The 19,625-nt window shown below is 44.8% G+C and carries 20 protein-coding genes and 1 tRNA gene; 10 read left to right on the plus strand and 11 right to left on the minus strand.

The annotated features are described in order from the left end of the window. Positions 1-42 precede the first annotated feature (42 nt). From rlmN to ribD, 4 genes are all read left to right on the plus strand, one after another. Positions 43-1,152 carry a 23S rRNA (adenine(2503)-C(2))-methyltransferase RlmN gene (gene rlmN, locus HY035_06240; protein MBI3377980.1) on the plus strand — a complete coding sequence of 370 codons (1,110 nt, stop codon included), beginning with the start codon at positions 43-45 and terminating at the stop codon, positions 1,150-1,152. A gap of 19 nt (positions 1,153-1,171) precedes the next feature. Next, the gene (miaA, locus tag HY035_06245; protein MBI3377981.1) at positions 1,172-2,125 is read left to right on the plus strand and encodes a tRNA (adenosine(37)-N6)-dimethylallyltransferase MiaA; all 954 of its coding nucleotides are present in this window, start codon (positions 1,172-1,174) and stop codon (positions 2,123-2,125) included. A 220-nt stretch (positions 2,126-2,345) separates the two neighbouring features. Next, complete coding sequence (locus tag HY035_06250) at positions 2,346-4,280, plus strand: aconitate hydratase (protein ID MBI3377982.1); 1,935 nt, start codon at positions 2,346-2,348, stop codon at positions 4,278-4,280. Between the two features lie 110 nt (positions 4,281-4,390). Continuing rightward, positions 4,391-5,491, plus strand: coding sequence for a bifunctional diaminohydroxyphosphoribosylaminopyrimidine deaminase/5-amino-6-(5-phosphoribosylamino)uracil reductase RibD (gene ribD, locus HY035_06255; protein MBI3377983.1), 1,101 nt, complete (start codon positions 4,391-4,393; stop codon positions 5,489-5,491). A gap of 18 nt (positions 5,492-5,509) precedes the next feature. Here ribD and HY035_06260 read toward each other — a convergent pair whose 3' ends face one another. The 4 genes from HY035_06260 to HY035_06275 all read right to left on the minus strand — a co-directional run bounded on the left by HY035_06260 (position 5,510) and on the right by HY035_06275 (position 8,557). Continuing rightward, entirely contained in the window at positions 5,510-6,964 is a 1,455-nt protein-coding gene (locus HY035_06260; protein ID MBI3377984.1) for a leucyl aminopeptidase, read from the minus strand. A gap of 7 nt (positions 6,965-6,971) precedes the next feature. Further along, entirely contained in the window at positions 6,972-7,337 is a 366-nt protein-coding gene (locus tag HY035_06265) for a hypothetical protein (protein ID MBI3377985.1), read from the minus strand. A gap of 28 nt (positions 7,338-7,365) precedes the next feature. Then, positions 7,366-7,935, minus strand: a complete 570-nt coding sequence (locus tag HY035_06270; protein MBI3377986.1) for a hypothetical protein — start codon at positions 7,933-7,935, stop codon at positions 7,366-7,368. A gap of 178 nt (positions 7,936-8,113) precedes the next feature. Beyond that, the gene (locus HY035_06275) at positions 8,114-8,557 is read right to left on the minus strand and encodes a helix-turn-helix transcriptional regulator (GenBank protein ID MBI3377987.1); all 444 of its coding nucleotides are present in this window, start codon (positions 8,555-8,557) and stop codon (positions 8,114-8,116) included. Positions 8,558-8,683: 126 nt separating this feature from the next. On the opposite strand from HY035_06275, the gene HY035_06280 reads away from it, so the two are divergent. Both HY035_06280 and HY035_06285 read left to right on the plus strand, forming a co-directional pair. Continuing rightward, positions 8,684-8,905, plus strand: a complete 222-nt coding sequence (locus HY035_06280) for a hypothetical protein (GenBank protein MBI3377988.1) — start codon at positions 8,684-8,686, stop codon at positions 8,903-8,905. Positions 8,906-8,984: 79 nt separating this feature from the next. After that, positions 8,985-9,602, plus strand: a complete 618-nt coding sequence (locus HY035_06285; protein ID MBI3377989.1) for a carboxymuconolactone decarboxylase family protein — start codon at positions 8,985-8,987, stop codon at positions 9,600-9,602. A 555-nt stretch (positions 9,603-10,157) separates the two neighbouring features. Here HY035_06285 and HY035_06290 read toward each other — a convergent pair. The 3 genes from HY035_06290 to HY035_06300 form a co-directional block, all read right to left on the minus strand. Then, positions 10,158-10,239: transfer RNA gene (locus tag HY035_06290), tRNA-Leu, on the minus strand. Positions 10,240-10,382: 143 nt separating this feature from the next. Next, complete coding sequence (locus HY035_06295) at positions 10,383-10,601, minus strand: heavy-metal-associated domain-containing protein (protein ID MBI3377990.1); 219 nt, start codon at positions 10,599-10,601, stop codon at positions 10,383-10,385. Next, the gene (locus HY035_06300; GenBank protein MBI3377991.1) at positions 10,582-11,151 is read right to left on the minus strand and encodes a hypothetical protein; all 570 of its coding nucleotides are present in this window, start codon (positions 11,149-11,151) and stop codon (positions 10,582-10,584) included. Before HY035_06300 ends, HY035_06295 begins: the two co-directional genes overlap by 20 nt. 134 nt (positions 11,152-11,285) lie before the next feature. On the opposite strand from HY035_06300, the gene HY035_06305 reads away from it, so the two are divergent. From HY035_06305 to nadC, 4 genes are read left to right on the plus strand one after another with little or no spacing between them, the layout of a single operon-like run. Next, positions 11,286-12,359 (plus strand): response regulator, encoded by a 1,074-nt coding sequence (locus HY035_06305; GenBank protein MBI3377992.1) that lies wholly within the window; start codon positions 11,286-11,288, stop codon positions 12,357-12,359. Position 12,360: 1 nt separating this feature from the next. Beyond that, positions 12,361-15,105, plus strand: a complete 2,745-nt coding sequence (locus tag HY035_06310) for a valine--tRNA ligase (GenBank protein ID MBI3377993.1) — start codon at positions 12,361-12,363, stop codon at positions 15,103-15,105. 16 nt (positions 15,106-15,121) lie between these two features. Continuing rightward, positions 15,122-15,607, plus strand: a complete 486-nt coding sequence (locus HY035_06315) for a hypothetical protein (protein ID MBI3377994.1) — start codon at positions 15,122-15,124, stop codon at positions 15,605-15,607. Positions 15,608-15,610: 3 nt separating this feature from the next. After that, positions 15,611-16,453, plus strand: a complete 843-nt coding sequence (gene nadC / locus HY035_06320; protein MBI3377995.1) for a carboxylating nicotinate-nucleotide diphosphorylase — start codon at positions 15,611-15,613, stop codon at positions 16,451-16,453. Positions 16,454-16,460: 7 nt separating this feature from the next. On the opposite strand, the gene HY035_06325 is transcribed toward nadC, so the two are convergent. The 4 genes from HY035_06325 to rplM all read right to left on the minus strand — a co-directional run bounded on the left by HY035_06325 (position 16,461) and on the right by rplM (position 19,473). Continuing rightward, entirely contained in the window at positions 16,461-17,465 is a 1,005-nt protein-coding gene (locus HY035_06325) for an amidohydrolase family protein (GenBank protein MBI3377996.1), read from the minus strand. A gap of 25 nt (positions 17,466-17,490) precedes the next feature. After that, positions 17,491-18,531 (minus strand): N-acetyl-gamma-glutamyl-phosphate reductase, encoded by a 1,041-nt coding sequence (locus HY035_06330; protein ID MBI3377997.1) that lies wholly within the window; start codon positions 18,529-18,531, stop codon positions 17,491-17,493. 111 nt (positions 18,532-18,642) lie between these two features. Further along, entirely contained in the window at positions 18,643-19,035 is a 393-nt protein-coding gene (gene rpsI, locus HY035_06335; protein MBI3377998.1) for a 30S ribosomal protein S9, read from the minus strand. After that, the gene (gene rplM, locus HY035_06340) at positions 19,036-19,473 is read right to left on the minus strand and encodes a 50S ribosomal protein L13 (protein MBI3377999.1); all 438 of its coding nucleotides are present in this window, start codon (positions 19,471-19,473) and stop codon (positions 19,036-19,038) included. Between the last annotated feature and the right edge of the window lie 152 nt (positions 19,474-19,625).

The raw sequence follows: 19,625 nt of genomic DNA on the forward strand, positions 1-19,625 counted from the left end.
AAACTTTTAACTTTTAACTTCTCTCGCTTGTTATAATTAACCATGTCAAAAATTAATCTCAGGGCATTAAGCAAAACTGCAATGGAGGAGTTTGTAAAAGAGCAGGGGCTTCCTGCTTACAGGGCAAAACAGATACTTCATTGGATATACGGAAAAAAAGCTGAGTCAATAGAGGATATCACCGAATTATCCAAGGACTTAAGGGAGAGACTTTCTAATGCCGCCTATGTCAGCAATCTAAAACTCCTGAGCAGGCAGATTTCTCAAGACGGGACTGAAAAATTCCTATTCGGGCTTGAAGATGGTGAGTCAATAGAGAGCGTGCTCATCCCTGATGAAGACCGTCACACGCTCTGTATTTCCTCTCAGGTAGGGTGTGCCATGTCGTGCGGTTTCTGTCTTACAGGGGGCATAGGATTCAAGAGAAATCTTAAGGCGCATGAGATTGTTGACCAGATAATTGCGGTAATGAAAGTTAAGAGTGAAGAGTTAAAAGTTAAAAGTTCAGAATCAATAATCCCCACTCCCCCCACTTTACTAAAGGTGGGCGCAGGGCGGATTACCAATATCGTTTTTATGGGGATGGGCGAGCCGCTGTTAAATCTTGATGAAGTGGTTGAGGCGCTTCACAGGATAACCGGGTTTATGGGCTTTTCAAAGAGGAGGATAACGCTTTCTACATGCGGAATCGCTCCTGAGATTGCAGAACTTTACAGAAGGGCGCCTCACGTTAATCTTGCTGTTTCTCTGAATGCGGCTACCGATGAAGTAAGAAACAGGCTCATGTCAATAAACAAGAAATATCCCATCAGGGTTTTGCTTGACGCCTGCAGGAAAGCCCAACTATTTTTATCTCCGAGGGACAGGATAACATTTGAATATGTGATGATAGACGGCATGAATGATTCCCTGTCTGACGCAAAGCGGCTTATGACGCTTCTCAAAGGGATTCCTTCAAAAGTGAATCTTATTCCTTTCAACCCATTTGCAGGAAGCAGGTTTAAAAGGCCCTCTGATGAGAGGGTTCTTGCTTTTCAGGAGATTCTTGTAAGAGGGGGAATTTATACTTTTATAAGGAAGAGCAAGGGGCAGGATATTCTTGCTGCATGCGGGCAGCTTAAGGCAGGATATAAAACAAAAGTTAAAAGTTGAGAGTTAAAAATTAAAAGTTATGAAAAAAGTAATTATCCTTTTAGGGCCGACAGGCGTCGGAAAAACAGAGGTCTCCATCCTTCTTGCAAAGGCTTTGGACACAGAAATAATCAGCGCAGACTCAATGCAGATTTACAGGGGGATGGATGTCGGGACTGCAAAGCCGTCTGAAGAGCAGAGGATGAATATTAAACATCACATGATAGATAGTGTAAGTCCTGTAGAGCCATTCAGCGTCGGCAGATACATTGAAGATGTTACGCCAATAATAGAGGAGCTTCACAGAAGAGACAAAATCCCCATCGTTGCAGGAGGGACAGGGCTTTACATAAAGGCAATGACAAGGGGGATATTCAGCGGGCCTTCCGCTGACTGGAAACTCAGGGAAGAACTCGCTTCGCTTGAGGAAGGACAGGGCGGTGCGCTTTATAGTTATCTGCAGAAACTCGATCCGGAGGCAGCTTCGAAGATAATGCCTGCTGACACAAGGCGTATCATAAGGGCGCTTGAGGTATGCCTTAAAACCAAAAAAGGCATCTCGGAGTTCCAGCAAAAACTCACGACCTCCTTACCGTATGAATTTATAAAGATAGGACTCAGGAGGGATAGAAAAGAACTTTACAGGATGCTTGAGGAACGTGTTGATAAGATGATAGATGCAGGGCTTGTGGAGGAAGTTAAGAAACTCACGAGTCTTGTTTCAAACTCCAAACTCCAAATTCCAAACTTTGAACTTTCTTGTATGCAGGCAATAGGATACAAAGAGATTGCAATGTATCTTAATGGAGAGATACCGCTTGAAGAGGCAATAAGGCTCATAAAGAGGAACACAAAGCGTTATGCCAAGAGGCAGTTTACATGGTTCAATAAAGAAGAGGATATACATTGGATAGATATTACAGGCATTCAGGATGTCAATGAAATATTCAAACAGCTATGGCAAGTTCTTGATGGGGTGATACAAAAGGCATGATAACAGCAATTCACGGTGAAATCGCAAAGGCTTGAGATTGCTTCACTTTGTTCGCAATGACAAAATAATCTTTTGTGAACTGTCATTGCGAGGAGTCTTTATTCCGAAGCAATCTCGTCATTTTTCGCCGTGAGTTCCTCGCAGGACAATTTAAAAGTTGATTCCGCTGACTTCAGATATGTAGAATAAATGAATTGATTCTGAAAATGCGAGGTGCGGCGTGGGTAAAAACATTATAGAGAAGATTTTTGAGGCGCATAAAGCATATGGCGAGCTGAAAACCGGCAGTCCTGTCGGGCTCAGGGTTGACCAGGTGTATACGCAGGATGCAACAGGCACTATGACATGGCTTCAGCTTGAGGCGATTGGCGTTGATAGGGTTAAGGTTCCGCTTGCTGTCTCATACATTGACCATAATATGCTCCAGACAGATTACATGAATCCTGATGACCATAAATTCCTTCAGACCACAGCCGCAAAATACGGCGCGTATTTCTCAAGGCCCGGCAATGGTATCTGCCATCAGGTTCATCTTGAGCAGTTTGCCGCACCCGGAAGAGCCGCGCTCGGCACTGACAGTCATACGCCAACAGGCGGCGGAATGGGAATGATTGCCATAGGCGTAGGCGGTCTCGATGCCGCAACAGTGATGGCAGGAGCGCCGTTTGAACTCACGATGCCCAAGGTCGTAAAGATAAATCTCACAGGAAAACTTAATCGCCCGTGGGTTAGTGCAATGGATGTTATTCTTGAAATCCTCATGAGGCTGACTGTAAAAGGCGGTGTCGGAAAGATATTTGAATACGGAGGGACGGGAGTTAAAGACCTGAATGTTCCTGAGAGGGCTGCGATTACAAATATGGGCGCAGAACTTGGGGCAACAACATCAATATTCCCGAGTGATGGGAGGACAAAATTCTATCTTAAAGCAGTCGGCAGAGAAACTGACTGGGTAGAGCTTAAAGCAGACGATGACGCAGAGTATTCGGAGATAATAGATATTGATTTAGGCGCAATAGAGCCGATGATAGCCCAGCCTCACAGCCCTGACAATGTTGTTACGGTGAAAAGCCTTAAAGGCACAAAGGTTGACCAGATATGCATCGGAAGCTGTACAAATTCTTCATATCAGAGTTTAAAGGCAGTTGCAACGATTCTGAAGGGCAAAACTGTTTCAGAGGGTGTAACCCTACTGATAAACCCCGGTTCAAAACAGGTATATGAGATGATTTCACGGGAAGGACTCATCGCAGACATGATCTCATCAGGCGCAAGAATGCTCGAGGCATCATGTGGGCCATGCATTGGAATGGGAGGCGCGCCGGGCAGCGGCCAGATATCAGTCCGCTCATATAACAGGAATTTCCAAGGAAGAAGCGGGACAAAGGATGCGTTTGTTTATCTTGCAAGCCCTGTATCATGCGCTGTCTTTGCAATTAAGGGAGAAATAGTTGATCCCCGCGAATCAGGCATTAAGATAGGCAGTTTTGAAGAGCCTTCCAAATATCTGATAAACAGGAGCTTCATAATTCCTCCTCTGAAGGACACATCAGATGTGAAAGTAATAAAGGGACCGAACATTAAAGATGTTCCTGTAAAAGAGCCTCTGAAAGACAGGATTGAGGCAGAGGTTTTGCTTAAACTCGGAGACAATATAACAACTGATGACATTATGCCGGCAGGCTCAAAGGTTCTTCCGTTTCGCTCAAACATACCTAAGATTTCAGAGTTTGTCTTCAGCGGCATTGATGCCACTTTCAGCAAGAGGGCTAATGAACTGAAGGAAAAGGGCGGATGCATTATCATAGGCGGTGAAAACTACGGTCAGGGCTCATCAAGGGAGCATGCTGCAATGGCTCCGATGTTCCTCGGGCTTCAGGCTGTGATTGCAAAGGCATTTGCAAGGATACATAAGGCCAATCTCATAAACTTCGGAATATTGCCGTTACAGTTCAAAAACCCCTCTGACTATGAGAAAGCAGAGAAGGGCGACAGGCTTGTCATTAAGGGTGTGATAAATTCACTGAACGGCAGTCAGGTTTATAATGTTGAAAACATAACAAAGGGCGCGGCATTCGAGGTTGTATCAGATTTGAATGACAGGCAGAAACAGATTATCATAAAAGGCGGGCTACTGCCGTATACGAAGGGGTAAAGCCCGCTGTCGCTCAAGGCTTTTTCGCCCGGCATGCCTCGCCACTATTCATCTTACAATTTACTCCACCTATAATAGTTTTCTTATTAAATAATGTAAAATATTAACCTATGAAAGATACAGCTATAATGAAAAGGCTTCTGAGGCTTGCTGCGAAGGCAAGGGGCATGACAAGCCCGAATCCGATGGTAGGCGCTGTGCTTGTCAAAAACGGGAAAATCATCGCAGAGGATTATCACAGAAAACCCGGCGCTCCTCACGCAGAGGCTCTTGTCATAGACAAAGCTGGAGAAAAGGCAAAAGGCGCAGCGCTTTATGTGAACCTTGAACCATGCTGTCATACGGATAAGCGGACGCCTCCATGCACAAAGGCGATTATCAAAGCAGGGATAAAGAAAGTTGTCATAGGCATGAAAGACCCAAATCCAAAGGTTTCAGGGAAAGGGATAGAAGAACTTAGCAAATCAGGCATAAACGTAGTGTCAGGAGTTCTTGAGGAAGATTCGATGAAGCTGAACGAGGCTTATGCGAAATATATTATGACAAAAAGACCGTTTGTGATATTAAAAGTTGCAATGACCCTTGACGGAAAGATTGCCACTCCGGAAGGCGAGTCAAAATGGATTACAGGAGAAAAGGCAAGAGAATTGGTTCACAAAACAAGAAGCAGCGTTGATGCTGTGATGACAGCGATAGGAACAATCAAAGCTGATGACCCGCAGTTAACTGCAAGAATAAAGAAAGGGACAAGAAGTCCAATCCGAATTGTAATAGACCCAGATTTTGAGATTCCTATTGATGCGAAGATATTGAATACTCCGCCGGAGACGGTAATAGTTACGAAAGTGTCAAAGAGTCAAGTGTCAGCGTCTAAAAAGAAAACACTTCTGGAGAAAAACATAAAAATAATCGAATACGATGGAGAACGTGTTGATCTGAAATGGCTGATGAAAAAGCTTGGCGAGAGGGGAATAGCATCTGTGCTGATTGAAGGAGGCTCTTCCTTAAACAGCCATGCGCTTGAACATGGCATAGTTGACAAGGTTATGTTTTTCATAGCGCCAAAGATTATCGGCGGTAAAGAGTCGTTCCCGTCTGTCGGCGGAAAGGCATTCAGAAAACTCTCAGAGGCGCATCAGCTAAAAAATATAACTTTAAAAAGAATAGGCGAAGATTTTTTGATTGAAGGATATATTAAGCAGGAGTTATAAGCCCTGCTTGTCTGGAATTCACTTGAGATGTTTTATCAAATCCATTATCAGCCTGACGCTGATACCTGAAGCGCCTTTCGGAATATAAGGCTTGTCTTTTTCCACCCATGCAGTGCCTGCTATGTCAAGGTGAACCCACGGCGTTTTTTCTGCAAATTCATAGAGGAAATATGCTGCTGTTACCAATGCACCGGTTTTGCCGCCTGTGTTCTTGATATCGGCGATGTCGCTTTTTATATACTCTTTGTATTCATCAAATAAAGGCATTTCCCATACGCGCTCATAGGTATTGTCAGCAGACTTTTTGATATCATCAAGCAATTTCCTGTCATTTCCCATCATGGCTATGGCCTCGTTTCCGAGCGCAACGGAACATGCGCCTGTGAGGGTTGCGATATCAATAATTGCCTTTGGCTTGAAATGTTTTATTGCATATCCGATTGCATCCGCAAGTATCAGCCTGCCTTCCGCATCAGTATTTATTATCTCAACAGTTTTGCCTGTGATTGCTTTAGCAATATCACCCGGCTTTGTTGCAGAGCCTCCCGGCAGGTTTTCTGTAGCCGGAAGTATGCCGATAAGATTTACTGGAAGTTTTAATGCAGACGTAGCTTTTAACACACCCAAGACTGCTGCGCCTCCTGCCATGTCATATTTCATCTTTTCCATTCCGTCAGAAGGTTTCAGCGATATGCCTCCGCTGTCAAAGGTTATTGACTTGCCTATCAGCGCCAGAGGCTTCCCTTTGCTGCCTTTATATTCAAGCACAATAAACTTCAGCGGTTCTTTGGAGCCTTTTGCAACAGAGAGATATGCTCCCATCCCAAGTTTTTCTGCATCCTTTTTCTCAAGGACTTTCACCGAAAGATTTTTTTGTCTCAGGGACACCGCTGTCTTTGCAAGGTCTGAAGGAGTCATATCATTGGACGGAGTATTTATCAAATCCCGCGCAAAATATACAGATGATGTTATGATCTCAGCCCAATTGAGTTCGTCGCTAAGCCTTTTTGATATTTTTGAAAGAATCGTAATGCTCTCTATCTTTTTGTTCTTCTTTTCTTTTTTGTATCTGTCAAAGGTGTATAAACCGAGCAAAGCTCCTTCCACAAGATTTACAAGGGGAAGTTTAAGAGATGAGATTAAAGTTGTGGAAACAGCAATCTTCTTCATTCCTTTGTCGCGAAGATGCACTGCTGCTTTTCCGCCTGCCTGTCTTATGATCTCGGCAGATACCTCGTTTTTTTTGCCCAGGCCGACAAGTAAAATTCTTTCAGGTTTTATCCCTTCAGGCGCCGGCATTAGAAGAAGCTCGTTCCGCTTGCCGTGGAATTCCTTTGAGAATGCCTTCCTGATTTGTTTCTGAAAGGCTGAGCCGAATTTTTTATAAAACTCTGAATCCCCTTCTATAAAAGGAAGAACCAGCGCATCGCAGGCGCAGTTTGTTTCGCTGATATTTTTAACTAATATCTTCATTTAAGACCTAAAATGAATCCTTGCAAGTGTAGGTTATGTCTTTAATTTTATACTTGTTTTCGCAGAAATAAACTCTCCTTGTGATGCGCTGTCCTGAGTCTATTCTTATTTCTTTAAAGTCTCCGTAAGTCCCGTCACACGTAGAGTCATCTTCAAAAACTGCCTTGAAACAGCTGTTGTTGATTAACCTGCTGCCGCTTCCCTGATATTTAATGGTTATTGTTGCCTCTCTTTTCTGCAGCTTTGTTTTTTTATATTTTGAGGAAATGGGACGCCATTTGGTGATAATATAATCGCCTCCGAACACGGTCTCTGAATAACAGAGCATTAAGATGCAGGCAGTAAATGAGAACAGAAAATATTTTTTCAGCATCAGTCCTCCTTTTTTACAATAACTGAGTTTAAGCTCTCGGCTTTGCAAGTATCTCAAGAACCCTGAGGTCAAGAAACCGCTTTGAGAGGGCAGATTTAATAATCATCACTGTGTCAGCGCCTCTGCCTGTGCCTGCGACAGCAAGGACTTCCTCTTCTTCAGGTATAAGGCCTGCATCAGCAGCCATCATCACAATCTCACAGCACACCTTTGGCCCCTCTCCAAACCTTCTTAGGGACTGGGCGATAATGAGCGTTGGATATAACCCTCCGAATTTGGATGAAAAGGCTGTTTCCAATGAATGGGTGAGAATCGTTCCTGTGTAAATCTTTGCGCCGTTTGACTTTATTTTCTCTATGACATCATTTGGTATTTCGGATGTGTTTGGTTCTTTGAATCCAGCGGAATGAGTCACAACAACAAGATTAACCTTGGATGTTTTTAACGCCTCTGAAAATAAGATGCCTGTATCTCCGCCTGTGGTTGCCACTACAAGATGTTTGTATGCGCTGTCTTTTATCGCCTGCATGGCAACTTCAAGGCATGTAGATGTATTTTCTTTTCCGGGCTTTTCAAAATATATTACCTTTCTTTCCATGAGGAGATTATAACAAAGGATTCAGATAAATCTCTATTTATACCAGAATTATTTATAATGGTGCTGTAATTATACACTTCGCGCGAACCTATTTTAGCAAGAATTTCTGAAAAAGACGAACGCTCCGCCCCGCCGCCGCGCCATCGTTTGTGTTGAGGCTTGGCGGTAAAAATTAAACTTACTCTTGTTTAAAAAGGAATTTATTTTTCTTTATGCCAACCCTAATTTGCTCGATAAGTCGCTTTTTGTCTTTTTTCAATTGACTAACAAATTTTTTTGGAGCGCCAGTTTGGGTATCGTATTTTGCGCTCCACAGACTCACTTCCAAAAGCATGGGAAGCAAATCAATGCCTTTTCGTGTCAGTGTATATATGTCTTTCCGCTTGTCTTTGGTATGTGCGGTTTTCTCTATGATCTCTGCATTTTCCAAAAGCGCCAGACGATTCGCCAAAATGTTGGTGGCGATATGTTCTTCTGATTCAAGAAATTCTCCATAGGAAGTTTTTCCACGGAATATGATGTCGCGCACGATAAGAAGCGACCATTTGTCGCCGAAAATATCCAATGCAAAACTGATGGGGCAATCCGACCTTCTTTTCGATTTTCCTGTTTTTTTCTTCATGATAAGGAAACTATTGATATGCTACCACAAAAACACTATAATATTAATACTTGCAAAATGCAAGTGAGTTGTGTATATTAGATTAGAAAGGTTGAAACATTATTTATCAAAGGAGGAAAAAACATTATGAAAAAATTTACTTGCAAAGAAATGGGCGGAGTTTGCGATGAGGTGTTCGAGGGAAAGACATATAAAGAGGTCGGCGAAAAAGGCGGAGCGCACATTATGAGTTCTACTGACGAGGCGCATAAGCCCCTGCGAGAGCGAATGGCAAAGTCGAGCGAGGAAGACAAGAACAAGTGGTGGGATTGGTTCAAGGGAGAGTGGGACAAAAAAGAGGAGGTTTAATATTGCTCATTTGGTTGCGGAGTTGAAAGCTGAATTGCTTCAATAATTAGTTGAATATTCCTAAAGGAGGAAAGACACTATGAATCTGTTCAAGAAACCCGCTCCCCGGCTCGAGCCGCTGCCTCCGGACCCCGGGCTTGCCGACGTCTTCTCGGTGTTCCAGTGCGTCGGTTCCATCATCCCGAACGCAATGCTTATCATGCAGCGCAGGCCAAAAGTTTTGCGCGCATACGTGCAGTTATCGAGAGCGATCTCGGACCCGGAAACGAGCGAGGTCGATGCCGGCTTCAAGCGGCTGATCGCCCATGTTTCGAGCCGCGCCGCGGGCTGTCGCTACTGCATGACGCACACGGTTGGACTTGCGCACTGCTCCGGGGTCGACGACGCCAAGATCGAGGCCGTGTGGGAATACCGCACGAGTCCGCTTTACACCGAGGCTGAGCGCATCGCGCTAGATGTAGCACTCGCCGCGGGGGGAGTACCGAACGGGGTCACCGACGAGATGTTCGCGAAGCTGCGCGAACACTGGAGCGACGGCCAGATCGTCGAGATCGTGGCGATGATCGCACTGTTCGGGTTCCTCAATCGCTGGAACGACACGCTTGCGACGCCGCTCGAGGACGAGGCGCTCGCGCTAGGCGAGAAGTACCTCGCGCCCCACGGCTGGGAGGCTGGCAGGCATTTGAGAAGTCTATGATAACCGGCAAATTCAACATTGTACTCGGGCTCGTGACCATGATTCTGGCGGGCATCACAGCTTTTGCGTTGGGCCTGACCCGTGATGCGTACTTTGAGAATGGGTACGAACAGATAACGTACTGGCGCTCTCTTACTATGGTCGGGCACACCCATGGCATGCCGTTCGGCATGATCAATATCCTATTCGGGTTGCTCATCGGTCGTGCAGCCTGCTCGAGTCGATTCAAACGCTATGGGGCAGTCTTCACAGCCTCAGCGCTGTGTCTTCCGTTGGGTGTGGCCCTGCGGGGGCTTACTGAGGGTGCGATGTGGGCGAAGGGCCTCGCCATGCTGGGAGGCACCTCGCTCCTAGCTGCTTGCGTCATCATGATCATTCATGGTGATTGCCCCTCAGAAAGAGTGACCGGTGATGTACCGGCTCGCATGCCGCGTGGTGAGCGCGGAGCCGAGCAGTCAATTCCGACAAAGTTAGTTTTGGTGCGAGAGAGGGGAGTTGAACCCCTACGGTTGCCCATCCCGAATAACGCATCTTTCTTAATCTTCTCTCAAATAGTGGGCGTGAGAGGATTCGAACCTCCATGGGTTACCCCACCAGATCCTAAGTCTGGCGCGTCTGCCAACTCCGCCACACGCCCTAATCTGCTAATTAAAAACAGCCCGCCAAGTCGGGACGCGTCTGCTCTACGAGTCGTAGACCAGTTCCGCCACTCTCGCTTGTCTGATAATAAAAGATTTCTTTGTGTTCGGTCAATAAATAGACGTATGAAATACAGGACATCTAAAGAACTTTTATCTTAAGTCCCATTCTTTTTACAGCAGAGAGTATTTTGTCGGAATCAATCTCAGCAGGATTATATTCTACATCTATTGTTTCTGTTGCATAACCGACAGTTACCTTTAATATTCCGTCCCAGTTGCTCAAAACTGTCTCGATGTCCATGGCACAGCCGGTACAGGAAATCCCCTCTACCTGAAGACTAAGCTTTGTATTTTCCATCTATAATGTTCAAAATCATTTCTGCTGTTGTCTTTTTATATCTGCATGTAAAATTTAGTTTTTCTCTGACTTCCCTTTCAATCTGAGCAATTTCAAGATAGAAAGGCGTGCGGTTAATCCGAAAGTCTTTTGGCGCATTTTCTTTTTCCATGATGAGCCTGTAACATCCATCGCCGTATTCCATTTTAAAATTTTTGAAGAGTTCGTACGGCACGCCGTGAATCCTGCATATCATGGGACGGAATTCGTATAAAACACATGAGCCGTTTTCGTTAAGCGGGCACATAATCCGTATATCCTCCGGAGATGAGTTGTGTATCTTTGCCGCATTCTCTGCGCGAGAGGCGGTGGCTCTCAGTCCAGCCTCATCGAGTTTTTTTAATCCCTCCGCAAGATAAAACTCTTCCACTAAGGTGTGATGGTGAAACTTTGTAACACAGCAGTTGTCAGGGCATCCATCGCAGCTGAAGCTATAGCGCCTTAATGCCTCGCTGTAAGCGCTGTCAATAGCCCTGTAAATTTCCGATAACCTGTCAAGATATTGTTTCATTTCTTTTTTTTAGTGTATCAGATTAGTCAGAAAAAATTTCTCTGTTTGATATGCCATATTCTTAACTGTGCGAAAATGCTTGACTTTTTTGTGTCTTGGCAATAAAATTTGACAAATACAGGAAGGAGTAATTTATGGCGCGTAAGATGCTTCTTGCAGATGACAGTATCACGATACAGAAGGTTGTAGAGCTTGTCCTTGCAGAGGAAGGTTTTGAAATAAAGGCTGTGAATAACGGCGAAGAGGCGCTTGCCGCAATCGAGACATTCAAGCCTGATGTAGTCCTTGCAGATATAGAGATGCCGAAGATGAACGGCTATCAGCTGTGCGAAAAATTGAAGGCGCATCCTGCAACAAAAAATGTTCCTGTAATTCTTCTTTCAGGGGCGTTTGAGCCGCTTGACGAGGAACTTGCAAGGAATGTAAAGGCAGACAGTTTTGTTATAAAACCATTTGAATCTCAGGAATTAATAAGCAAGATAAATGCGGCGCTGGTATCTGCATCAACAATGGAAGAGACAGCAGACAGCTCCGAGCAGCTCGGAGTGGAAGCAGAGGTGTTTGCAGAGGCTGTTGGCGCTGAAGAAGACCTCTGGGCAATGGAGGCAGTTGAAGGGGTTTCTGTGGAGACTCCTGCCGGGATAGAAGAGGTGTCCGCAGAAGAAGAAGTCAGCATTGCCCAAGCGCTTGAAGCTGCGGAGCAGGAAGCAGGGGAATTTGAAGTCGCAGAAGAGGCAGTGGTGGAAGCAGAGGAAATGGCAGTAGAGGACATAGCAGTCCCTGTTATGGAAGCATCAGAAAAAGAGAGCATGGCAAGGGCAGTCCCGCCGGTGTTTAAGGAACAGGTTATTCCTGCGCCTGCGGAGATACAAGTGAGAAAAGAAATCCCTGAAATGCAGATTCCATCAAAAGAGGAGCTTATTCCACTGTTTAAGAAAGCGGTTGATGAAAGGGTAGCATCAGCCCTTTCATCTATAGATATTAAAGGTGTAATGCTTGAGTCGCTTGTGCCGGTATTAAAAGATTCCATTGATAAAATTTTGTGGGAAATAGCTCCTGAGCTTACCGATAAACTGGTAAAGGAAGTGCTGCAGAGTTCACTCGCATCGTTAAGCAAGGAAATTGAAAAGATAATGTGGGAGACTGTTCCTGATATCGCAGAGACTTTGATTGCAAAAGAGATAGAGAAGATAAAGTCAGAGATGTAGTGTGACGGAATTAAGTAAGAGTTATATTCCCAAAGGGATAGAAGAAAAATGGTATGAACTGTGGGTTAACGAGGGCTATTTCAAACCTGAGATAAATCCCTCCGGAAAACCCTATTCAATTGTAATCCCTCCTCCAAATGTTACAGGCTCGCTTCACATGGGACACGCCCTTAACGCAACGCTTCAGGATGTTCTTGCGCGATGGAAAAGAATGTGCGGCTTCAGCGTGCTGTGGCTTCCGGGCACCGACCATGCCGGTATTGCAACCCAGAATGTGGTTGAAAGGCAGCTTTCAACAGAAAAGTTTACACGGCAGCAGCTCGGAAGGGAAGCCTTTATTGACAGGGTATGGAAATGGAAGGCTGAATACGGCGGCAGGATAACACATCAGCTTAAAAGGATCGGAGCATCGTGTGACTGGTCCAGGGAAAGGTTTACGCTTGATGAGGGGCTCTCAAAGGCTGTAAGAGAGGCCTTTGTAAGGCTTCACGAAGAAGGGCTGATATACCGCGATAACAGATTGATAAACTGGTGCCCCCGCTGTCATACAGCATTGTCCGACCTTGAAGTAGAGCACGATGAGTTTGACGGGACCTTGACTTATATAAAATACCCTTTTTCAGACGGAAGCGGATGTTTAACAGTTGCCACTACAAGGCCTGAGACCATGCTTGGAGATACCGCAGTTGCTGTAAATCCCTCTGATGCCCGGTACAAGGATTTTATAGGGAAAACAATTGCCCTGCCTCTTACAGACAGGAAGATACCTGTTGTTCCTGACAGCGCTGTTGATACGGCATTCGGCACAGGAGCTGTTAAAGTGACGCCTGCCCATGATTTCAATGATGAGGCTATTGCAAAAAGACAGAACCCTTCGCTGCCTTTTGTTGTTGTCATAGGGAAAGAAGGCAAGATGACTTCTGATGCAGGGCCTAAGTATGAAGGGCTTGACAGGTATGAATGCAGGAAGCGCATTGTCAATGATTTAAAAACACTGCAGTTTGTAGAAAAAGAAGAAAAACACCGCCATGCAGTAGGACACTGTTACAGGTGCAAAACAATAATAGAGCCGCTGCCGACACTGCAGTGGTATGTGAATGTCGGGTCGTTGGCAAGAGATGCAATAGGCGCTGTGAGAAGCGGGAAGATAAGAATAATGCCCCGGTCATGGGAAAATTCATATTTCGGATGGATGGAAAATATAAAGGACTGGTGCATTTCGCGCCAGATATGGTGGGGACACAGGATTCCTGTGTGGTACTGCCAGGAAATGAATAATGAGATATGCAGGAAAAAAGGAGGGGTTGTCGTATCACGCGAAACTCCGAAAGAATGTCCGTTCTGCGGTTCCAAAAAATTAGTTCAGGACGAGGATGTGCTTGATACATGGTTTTCGTCCGCGCTCTGGCCTTTTTCAACTCTTGACTGGCCTGAACCCACTGATGATTTAAAGAAATTTTATCCGACGAGTGTTCTGGTAACTGCCTTTGATATCCTGTTTTTCTGGGTTGCACGCATGATAATGATGGGACTTAAGTTCATGGAAGACGCGCCTTTCAGGGATGTTTATATACATGCGATTATCAGGGATGCGTCAGGGCAGAAGATGTCAAAATCAAAAGGCAATGTTATTGACCCTTTGATAATGATAGACAAATACGGCACAGATGCATTCAGGTTTACTCTGTGCGCATTTGCGGCGCAGGGAAGGGACATAAGATTCTCGGAGGAGAGGGTTGAGGGATACAGGCATTTTGTCAACAAGCTGTGGAATGCAACAAGATTTATAATGATGAACATTGAAGGCAGTAACGAGTTAAAGAATAAAAAAGATTCCGAAGACTCGTCCCTCGTCCCTCGTCCCTCGTCTCTGGATCTGGCAAGCAGGTGGATATTGAGCAGGCTGGCTGGAACTGCTGATGAAATAAACGCAGCGCTTGAAGAATATAGATTTAATGATGCGGCAAACAGCATTTATCATTTTGTATGGCATGAGTTCTGCGATTGGTATATTGAGATGTCAAAAACTGAAATAAGCAATCCGAAATCAACGGCCGGAGTTATACAGTGCCTGCTTTATACGCTTGAAACCTCCCTGAAGCTTCTTCATCCGTTCATGCCTTTTGTAACAGAAGAGATATGGCAGAACATGCCATTTGCCGGTAACGAGCCGCGCTCAGCGAGCAAGCAAAAATTGTTGTGCAGGAAGAGCATTGTTATTTCCGATTATCCTCAATCGCTTCCACGAGACTCTCAGGCAGAAACAGAGATGTCTTATGTTATAGAGGCGATAACAGGCATAAGGACTGTCAGGGGCGAACTGAATATCGGGTCTTCTGTTGAGGTAAACGTATTAATAAAGGCCTTTTCCGGTGAAGTATCAGGTATTCTCAGAGCCCATCTGCATTACATTAAAAAGCTCTCCCGGACAGCGGATGTAACAATTGGGGAGGATATAAAAAAGCCTGCTGATTCTGCAGTATGCGTTAAGGATTTCATGGAAGTATACATCCCGATTAAAGGGCTTTTGAATATTGACGCGGAAATTGATAAACTTATAAAGGAATCAAGAAAGGTTGAAGAGGCGATGGCTTTCATTGACGGGAAATTGATGAATCAGGATTTCCTGCAGAGAGCTCCCGGAGATGTAGTTAAAAAGGAGAAAGCAAAACGCAGTGAGCTTGAAGCAAAGAAGGAAAGGATAGCGGAGAATATTAACAAATTTAAAGCAGCAAGATCCGCCTGAGGTGGAAGGGGGTAATATGGCAGCAAAGAGCAAAGAGGTTATTAAGGAGAAGGATGTTGAGATAATTGAGGCTGAATCCGTAAGTATAAAACAGAGCTCTGTAAGGGCTGTTGATGGCGGGCATATTGAGATGCAGCAGGTAGGAGCCCTGAGCATTGACGGCGACAGGATTGAAGTTACGCAGGGCGCTGCCTGTATTCTCAGAGGCAATGACGTGAGCCTGAACCAGAGCATCAGCGCGGTAACCGCAGGGAACAATGTATCGCTTAATTTCTCCCTGTCTCCCATGGTCGTGTCAAAAGAGGAAGCGGTTTCCAATAAGAGCGCAGTGGGTGTTATGGCTGCTATGAATATCAAGGTTAAGAACAGCGCATCTGTCCTGATGATTGCCAATAATGTTGAAGGCAATGTAACCACACTGTTTGACTGGCGTGCGGCTGTTGCCATGGGAGCTGTTTTTGGAGGCGTGTGGGGACTCTTTTCTCTGTTCAGGAAGAGATAGGATATGAAGATACCACACAGCGTCAGAGAAATAATCCGCATAGCGCTTGAAGAAGATATAGGAAACGGCGATATAACGACTGCTTTTCTTATACCTGAAGACAGCGAATCAAGGGCCTTAATAATAGCAAAAGGTAATTTTGTTGTTGCCGGCATCCCTTTCATAAAAGAAGTCTTTAGCTTTTTCGACCGGGAAGTGAGATTCAATGTTTTTCTCAATGACGGTGCCAAGGTCATGAAAGGAGATGTTATCGCTGAGGTCTCAGGAAGCACAAAGGTTCTGCTATCGGGAGAAAGGGTCAGCCTTAATCTGCTTCAGCGCCTGTCAGGCATAGCAACGCTTACAAATATGTTTGTTGAAAAAGTAAGAGGGCTCAAGACAAAGATTGTGGATACGAGGAAGACAACACCGGGCCTGAGGTTCATGGAAAAGTATGCTGTGAGGGTCGGAGGAGGGAACAATCACAGGTTCGGGCTTTTTGACGGCATATTGATAAAGGACAACCACATCGAGGCTGTCGGAAGCATAACAGAGGCGCTGCGTCTTGCAAGTGAAGGGCATCATCTTGCAAAGATTGAGGTTGAGGTGGAAAACCTCAATGACCTGAAAGAGGCTGTAGAAGGAGGCTCTGACATTGTGATGCTTGACAATATGTCTGTTCAGGATATGAAAGAGGCTGTAAATATTGTCCGCAGCTCAAAGAAGGATGTAATCCTTGAGGCGTCAGGGAATGTCAGCCTTGAGAACGTCAGAGAGGTTGCAGAGACTGGCGTGGATTTAATCTCAATAGGCGCCTTAACTCATTCAGCAACCGCAGTTGATATAAGCATGAAGATAGTGAGGTAACCTGTAATTAATCTTCCCAGTCCTTTCCTGTCATTAATCTCCATGCATTCTTGAATGCTATTTTTTCCGCGGCAGCTTTGGTTAAATCTTTGAAAACAATGGACCTAAAGGTATCCATTACTCTGTCATAGTTATCAAAGCGGCCTGTGTTGATATCTGAACCGATAACAAACCTGTCAGGGAATTCCTCGAATAGTTTCTTCCATTCAGGGTCAAGGGCGGTCCCCCAGTTTGAAATCTCATACATGATTCCCTCTACATAACCTGTGCCGTGATATTTAGAACCGGGCCTTGACTGTACAAGATCAAAATAAAGGTTCGGGTATTTTTTAATTAAATCCCGCACCCCGTCGGCTTTTGTGAATTGTTTCCATGTAACAGGATTCCGGTTTCGTCCGACATGGCACCATATCACCTTTGCCTTCGGATATTTAACAAGCATTCTTTCCAGTTCAGGAAGCAGTTTATCTTCTGCCTCATGATGAAGCAGAAACGGCATTCCTGTCTCGCTTGACAACGCAAAAACCACCTGCATGGCTTCAGAGTCAACAGGCATGTGCACATTCCTGTTGTTGGTATTGGACGGATAATGCCTTGCCTCAAACTCTCCCATCGCAAAATATTTGCCTGACATAACATCTTTTGCCAGTTTCTCAAGAAAGCCTTTATCGCTATTGTGCCAGAGTTTTCCGTCGCCGTGAACAGTGGTGGGCACAAACCTGTCAGGATATAATTCATTAAGCCTTATGGATTCTTCGCTGCCGAGTTTTTCATTCGGCCCAAGCCATGTCAGCGCCACGCTGTTATCATCCATTCTGCTGATGAGCCTCTCATTTTCTATTTTTCCGCCGTGATGATATTCCACGTCAATTATGGGTAGAACGCCTTTTTGGATAATTTGCTTTAATCTTTTTTTAAAAATAGTTATCTGCTCGCTTCGCTCAATCGCCAAACACTCAGCCGGAATAATAAAGAGCACAGCAAGCATGAATGTGATTATTTTTTTGGACATATCAAGCTCCGGAAGGGAAGGGCCTTTAAGGAAACAGCGCTATGTCTTTCAGCCCTTCGGTTTCCTTAAACCCCATCATGATATTCATGTTGTGCACTGCCTGCCCTGAGGCGCCTTTCATCAAGTTGTCAATTGCAGTGACAATTATGAGGGTATTTGTCCGTTCGTTTACAGCAAGCCCGATGTCACAGAGGTTTGTCCCCCGGACATTTTTAACATTCGGGAATTTGCCTTCAGCAAGCGCCCTTATAAACGGCTCTTTTGCAAAGACCTTTTTATAAGTATCAAGAATCGCTTTTGTATCAGCCTTCTTTTTTAATTTTGCATAGATAGTTGTTAGTATCCCCCTGTCATAAGGCCCAAGATGAGGGGTGAAATTGACCTTTACATCTTTATGAGCTATGACAGAGAGTTCCTGCTCTATCTCAGGCGTGTGCCTGTGTGATGCAACTGAGTAAGCCTTGAATCCTTCGTTGACTTCACAGAATGAGAATGCGGCATCAGCGTTTCTGCCTGCGCCTGTTGTCCCTGATGTTGAATCTATAACGATAGAATCTGCATCTATGAGACGGGTCTTTATAGCAGGATAAAGTCCGAGAATCGCGCCTGTCGGATAGCAGCCCGGGTTTGCTATGAGGGATGATTTCGCAATTTTCGCCCTGTACAGTTCAGGCAGTCCATATACAGCCCTTTTCAGTGTTCCGTGAAATTTGTGCGGAGTCTTATACCACTCCTCGTATATTGCAGGAGACCTTAGCCTGTAATCAGCGGAAAGGTCTATAACCTTTTTCCCGTGCCTGAAGAAAAAATCCACTGCGCTCTGCGAGGCGGCATGAGGCAATGCAAGAAAAAAGATGTCAGCCTTTTTCAGAAGTTTTTCTCTGTCTAATGGTTCGTATGTCAGATTTGAGTGATTGCTAAGATGGGGGAATAAATCGCTTACGGTTTTACCTGATGATTTTTCTGAGGTTACCGCAGTTATTTTGACATAGGGATGGTTTGAAAGAAGGCGGATAAGTTCGCCTCCTGTATAACCGCTGCCTCCGCAAATAGCGACCTTTAGCATAATAACAAGTTAGGAGTTAAGCGGTGAGAGTTAAGAGTTTTATCAGATTTTTTAACTTTAAACTTTAAACTTCTAACTTTTAACTTATTCACTCGTCACTCGTTACTGTTTTTATCTCTTCGAGAACTGGAATCTCTTTCTTGCGCCCTTCTGCCCGTATTTCTTTCTCTCTGTTTCTCTGGGGTCTCTCGTTAAGAAGCCTTCCTTCTTAAGTTTCAGCCTGAGGTCGTTGTCTATTGAGAGTATGGCCCGTGAAATTCCGTGCCTGAGCGCTCCTGCCTGTCCTGAAAGGCCGCCACCCACAACTTTTGCAGTTATGTTGTATTTGCCTGACATCCCTGTCAGCTCAAGGGGCTGTCTTATCATCATCTGCAGTGTCTCGCGGGCGAAATACGAGTCAAGAGGTTTTTCATTTACAACTATACGGCCGTTGCCGGGGGACATGCTCACACTTGCAATAGAGGATTTTCTGCGTCCTGTAGCATTATGTTTTATTTCAGCCATTTAAAACTCCTTATATTGTAAGATTTCAGGTTTCTGAGCAGCGTGCGGATGTTCGCTTCCTTTATATACTTTGAGCTTTTTGAGCATGGCCCTTCCGAGCCTGTTTTTAGGAAGCATTCCCCATACAGCGTCGCTTATAACCTTTTCGGGTTCTCCCGATAGGCGCTCTCTGAGCGTTTTGGCTTTTATGCCGCCGGGGTAGCCTGAGTGATGGTAATAAATTTTATCGTCAAGCTTTTTGCCTGTGGTCCTGACCTTTTCGGCATTTACGACAACTACAAAATCACCCGTGTCTGCGTTCGGGGTAAATATAGCCTTGTTTTTACCGCGCAGGCAGACAGCAATTTTTACAGCAAGCCTTCCGAGGACTGCGTCTTTGGCATCTACGAGATACCACTTATACTCAATATCGGTTTTTTTAGCAAATCTGGTTTTCATTTACGCACCTTCCATTAATGTTCTTTAAAAGAATTTTCTTAAAGTTAAGTCCGTGTGGACATAAAGAATTAGACATATTAATAGAAATGCCTATAAATTGTCAATATTTTTACAGATAGAGGTATCTCTGAATAAAGGAAGCGGTCTTAAAC

The organism is Nitrospirota bacterium (assembly GCA_016195565.1).
Lineage (GTDB): Bacteria > Nitrospirota > Thermodesulfovibrionia > Thermodesulfovibrionales > UBA1546 > UBA1546.

Excerpts from the sequence above, each read along its gene's own strand:
- rpsI (MBI3377998.1), bottom strand. The coding sequence starts at position 19,035 with ATGGCTGAAATAAAACATAATGCTACAGGACGCAGAAAATCCTCTATT.
- HY035_06280 (MBI3377988.1), top strand. The coding sequence starts at position 8,684 with ATGAAAAAATTTACTTGCAAAGAAATGGGCGGAGTTTGCGATGAGGTG.
- miaA (MBI3377981.1), top strand. The coding sequence starts at position 1,172 with ATGAAAAAAGTAATTATCCTTTTAGGGCCGACAGGCGTCGGAAAAACA.
- HY035_06260 (MBI3377984.1), bottom strand. The coding sequence starts at position 6,964 with ATGAAGATATTAGTTAAAAATATCAGCGAAACAAACTGCGCCTGCGAT.
- HY035_06270 (MBI3377986.1), bottom strand. The coding sequence starts at position 7,935 with ATGGAAAGAAAGGTAATATATTTTGAAAAGCCCGGAAAAGAAAATACA.
- HY035_06275 (MBI3377987.1), bottom strand. The coding sequence starts at position 8,557 with ATGAAGAAAAAAACAGGAAAATCGAAAAGAAGGTCGGATTGCCCCATC.
- HY035_06305 (MBI3377992.1), top strand. The coding sequence starts at position 11,286 with ATGGCGCGTAAGATGCTTCTTGCAGATGACAGTATCACGATACAGAAG.
- HY035_06300 (MBI3377991.1), bottom strand. The coding sequence starts at position 11,151 with ATGAAACAATATCTTGACAGGTTATCGGAAATTTACAGGGCTATTGAC.
- HY035_06330 (MBI3377997.1), bottom strand. The coding sequence starts at position 18,531 with ATGCTAAAGGTCGCTATTTGCGGAGGCAGCGGTTATACAGGAGGCGAA.
- HY035_06315 (MBI3377994.1), top strand. The coding sequence starts at position 15,122 with ATGGCAGCAAAGAGCAAAGAGGTTATTAAGGAGAAGGATGTTGAGATA.
- nadC (MBI3377995.1), top strand. The coding sequence starts at position 15,611 with ATGAAGATACCACACAGCGTCAGAGAAATAATCCGCATAGCGCTTGAA.
- HY035_06295 (MBI3377990.1), bottom strand. The coding sequence starts at position 10,601 with ATGGAAAATACAAAGCTTAGTCTTCAGGTAGAGGGGATTTCCTGTACC.
- HY035_06265 (MBI3377985.1), bottom strand. The coding sequence starts at position 7,337 with ATGCTGAAAAAATATTTTCTGTTCTCATTTACTGCCTGCATCTTAATG.
- HY035_06285 (MBI3377989.1), top strand. The coding sequence starts at position 8,985 with ATGAATCTGTTCAAGAAACCCGCTCCCCGGCTCGAGCCGCTGCCTCCG.
- rplM (MBI3377999.1), bottom strand. The coding sequence starts at position 19,473 with ATGAAAACCAGATTTGCTAAAAAAACCGATATTGAGTATAAGTGGTAT.
- rlmN (MBI3377980.1), top strand. The coding sequence starts at position 43 with ATGTCAAAAATTAATCTCAGGGCATTAAGCAAAACTGCAATGGAGGAG.
- HY035_06325 (MBI3377996.1), bottom strand. The coding sequence starts at position 17,465 with ATGTCCAAAAAAATAATCACATTCATGCTTGCTGTGCTCTTTATTATT.
- ribD (MBI3377983.1), top strand. The coding sequence starts at position 4,391 with ATGAAAGATACAGCTATAATGAAAAGGCTTCTGAGGCTTGCTGCGAAG.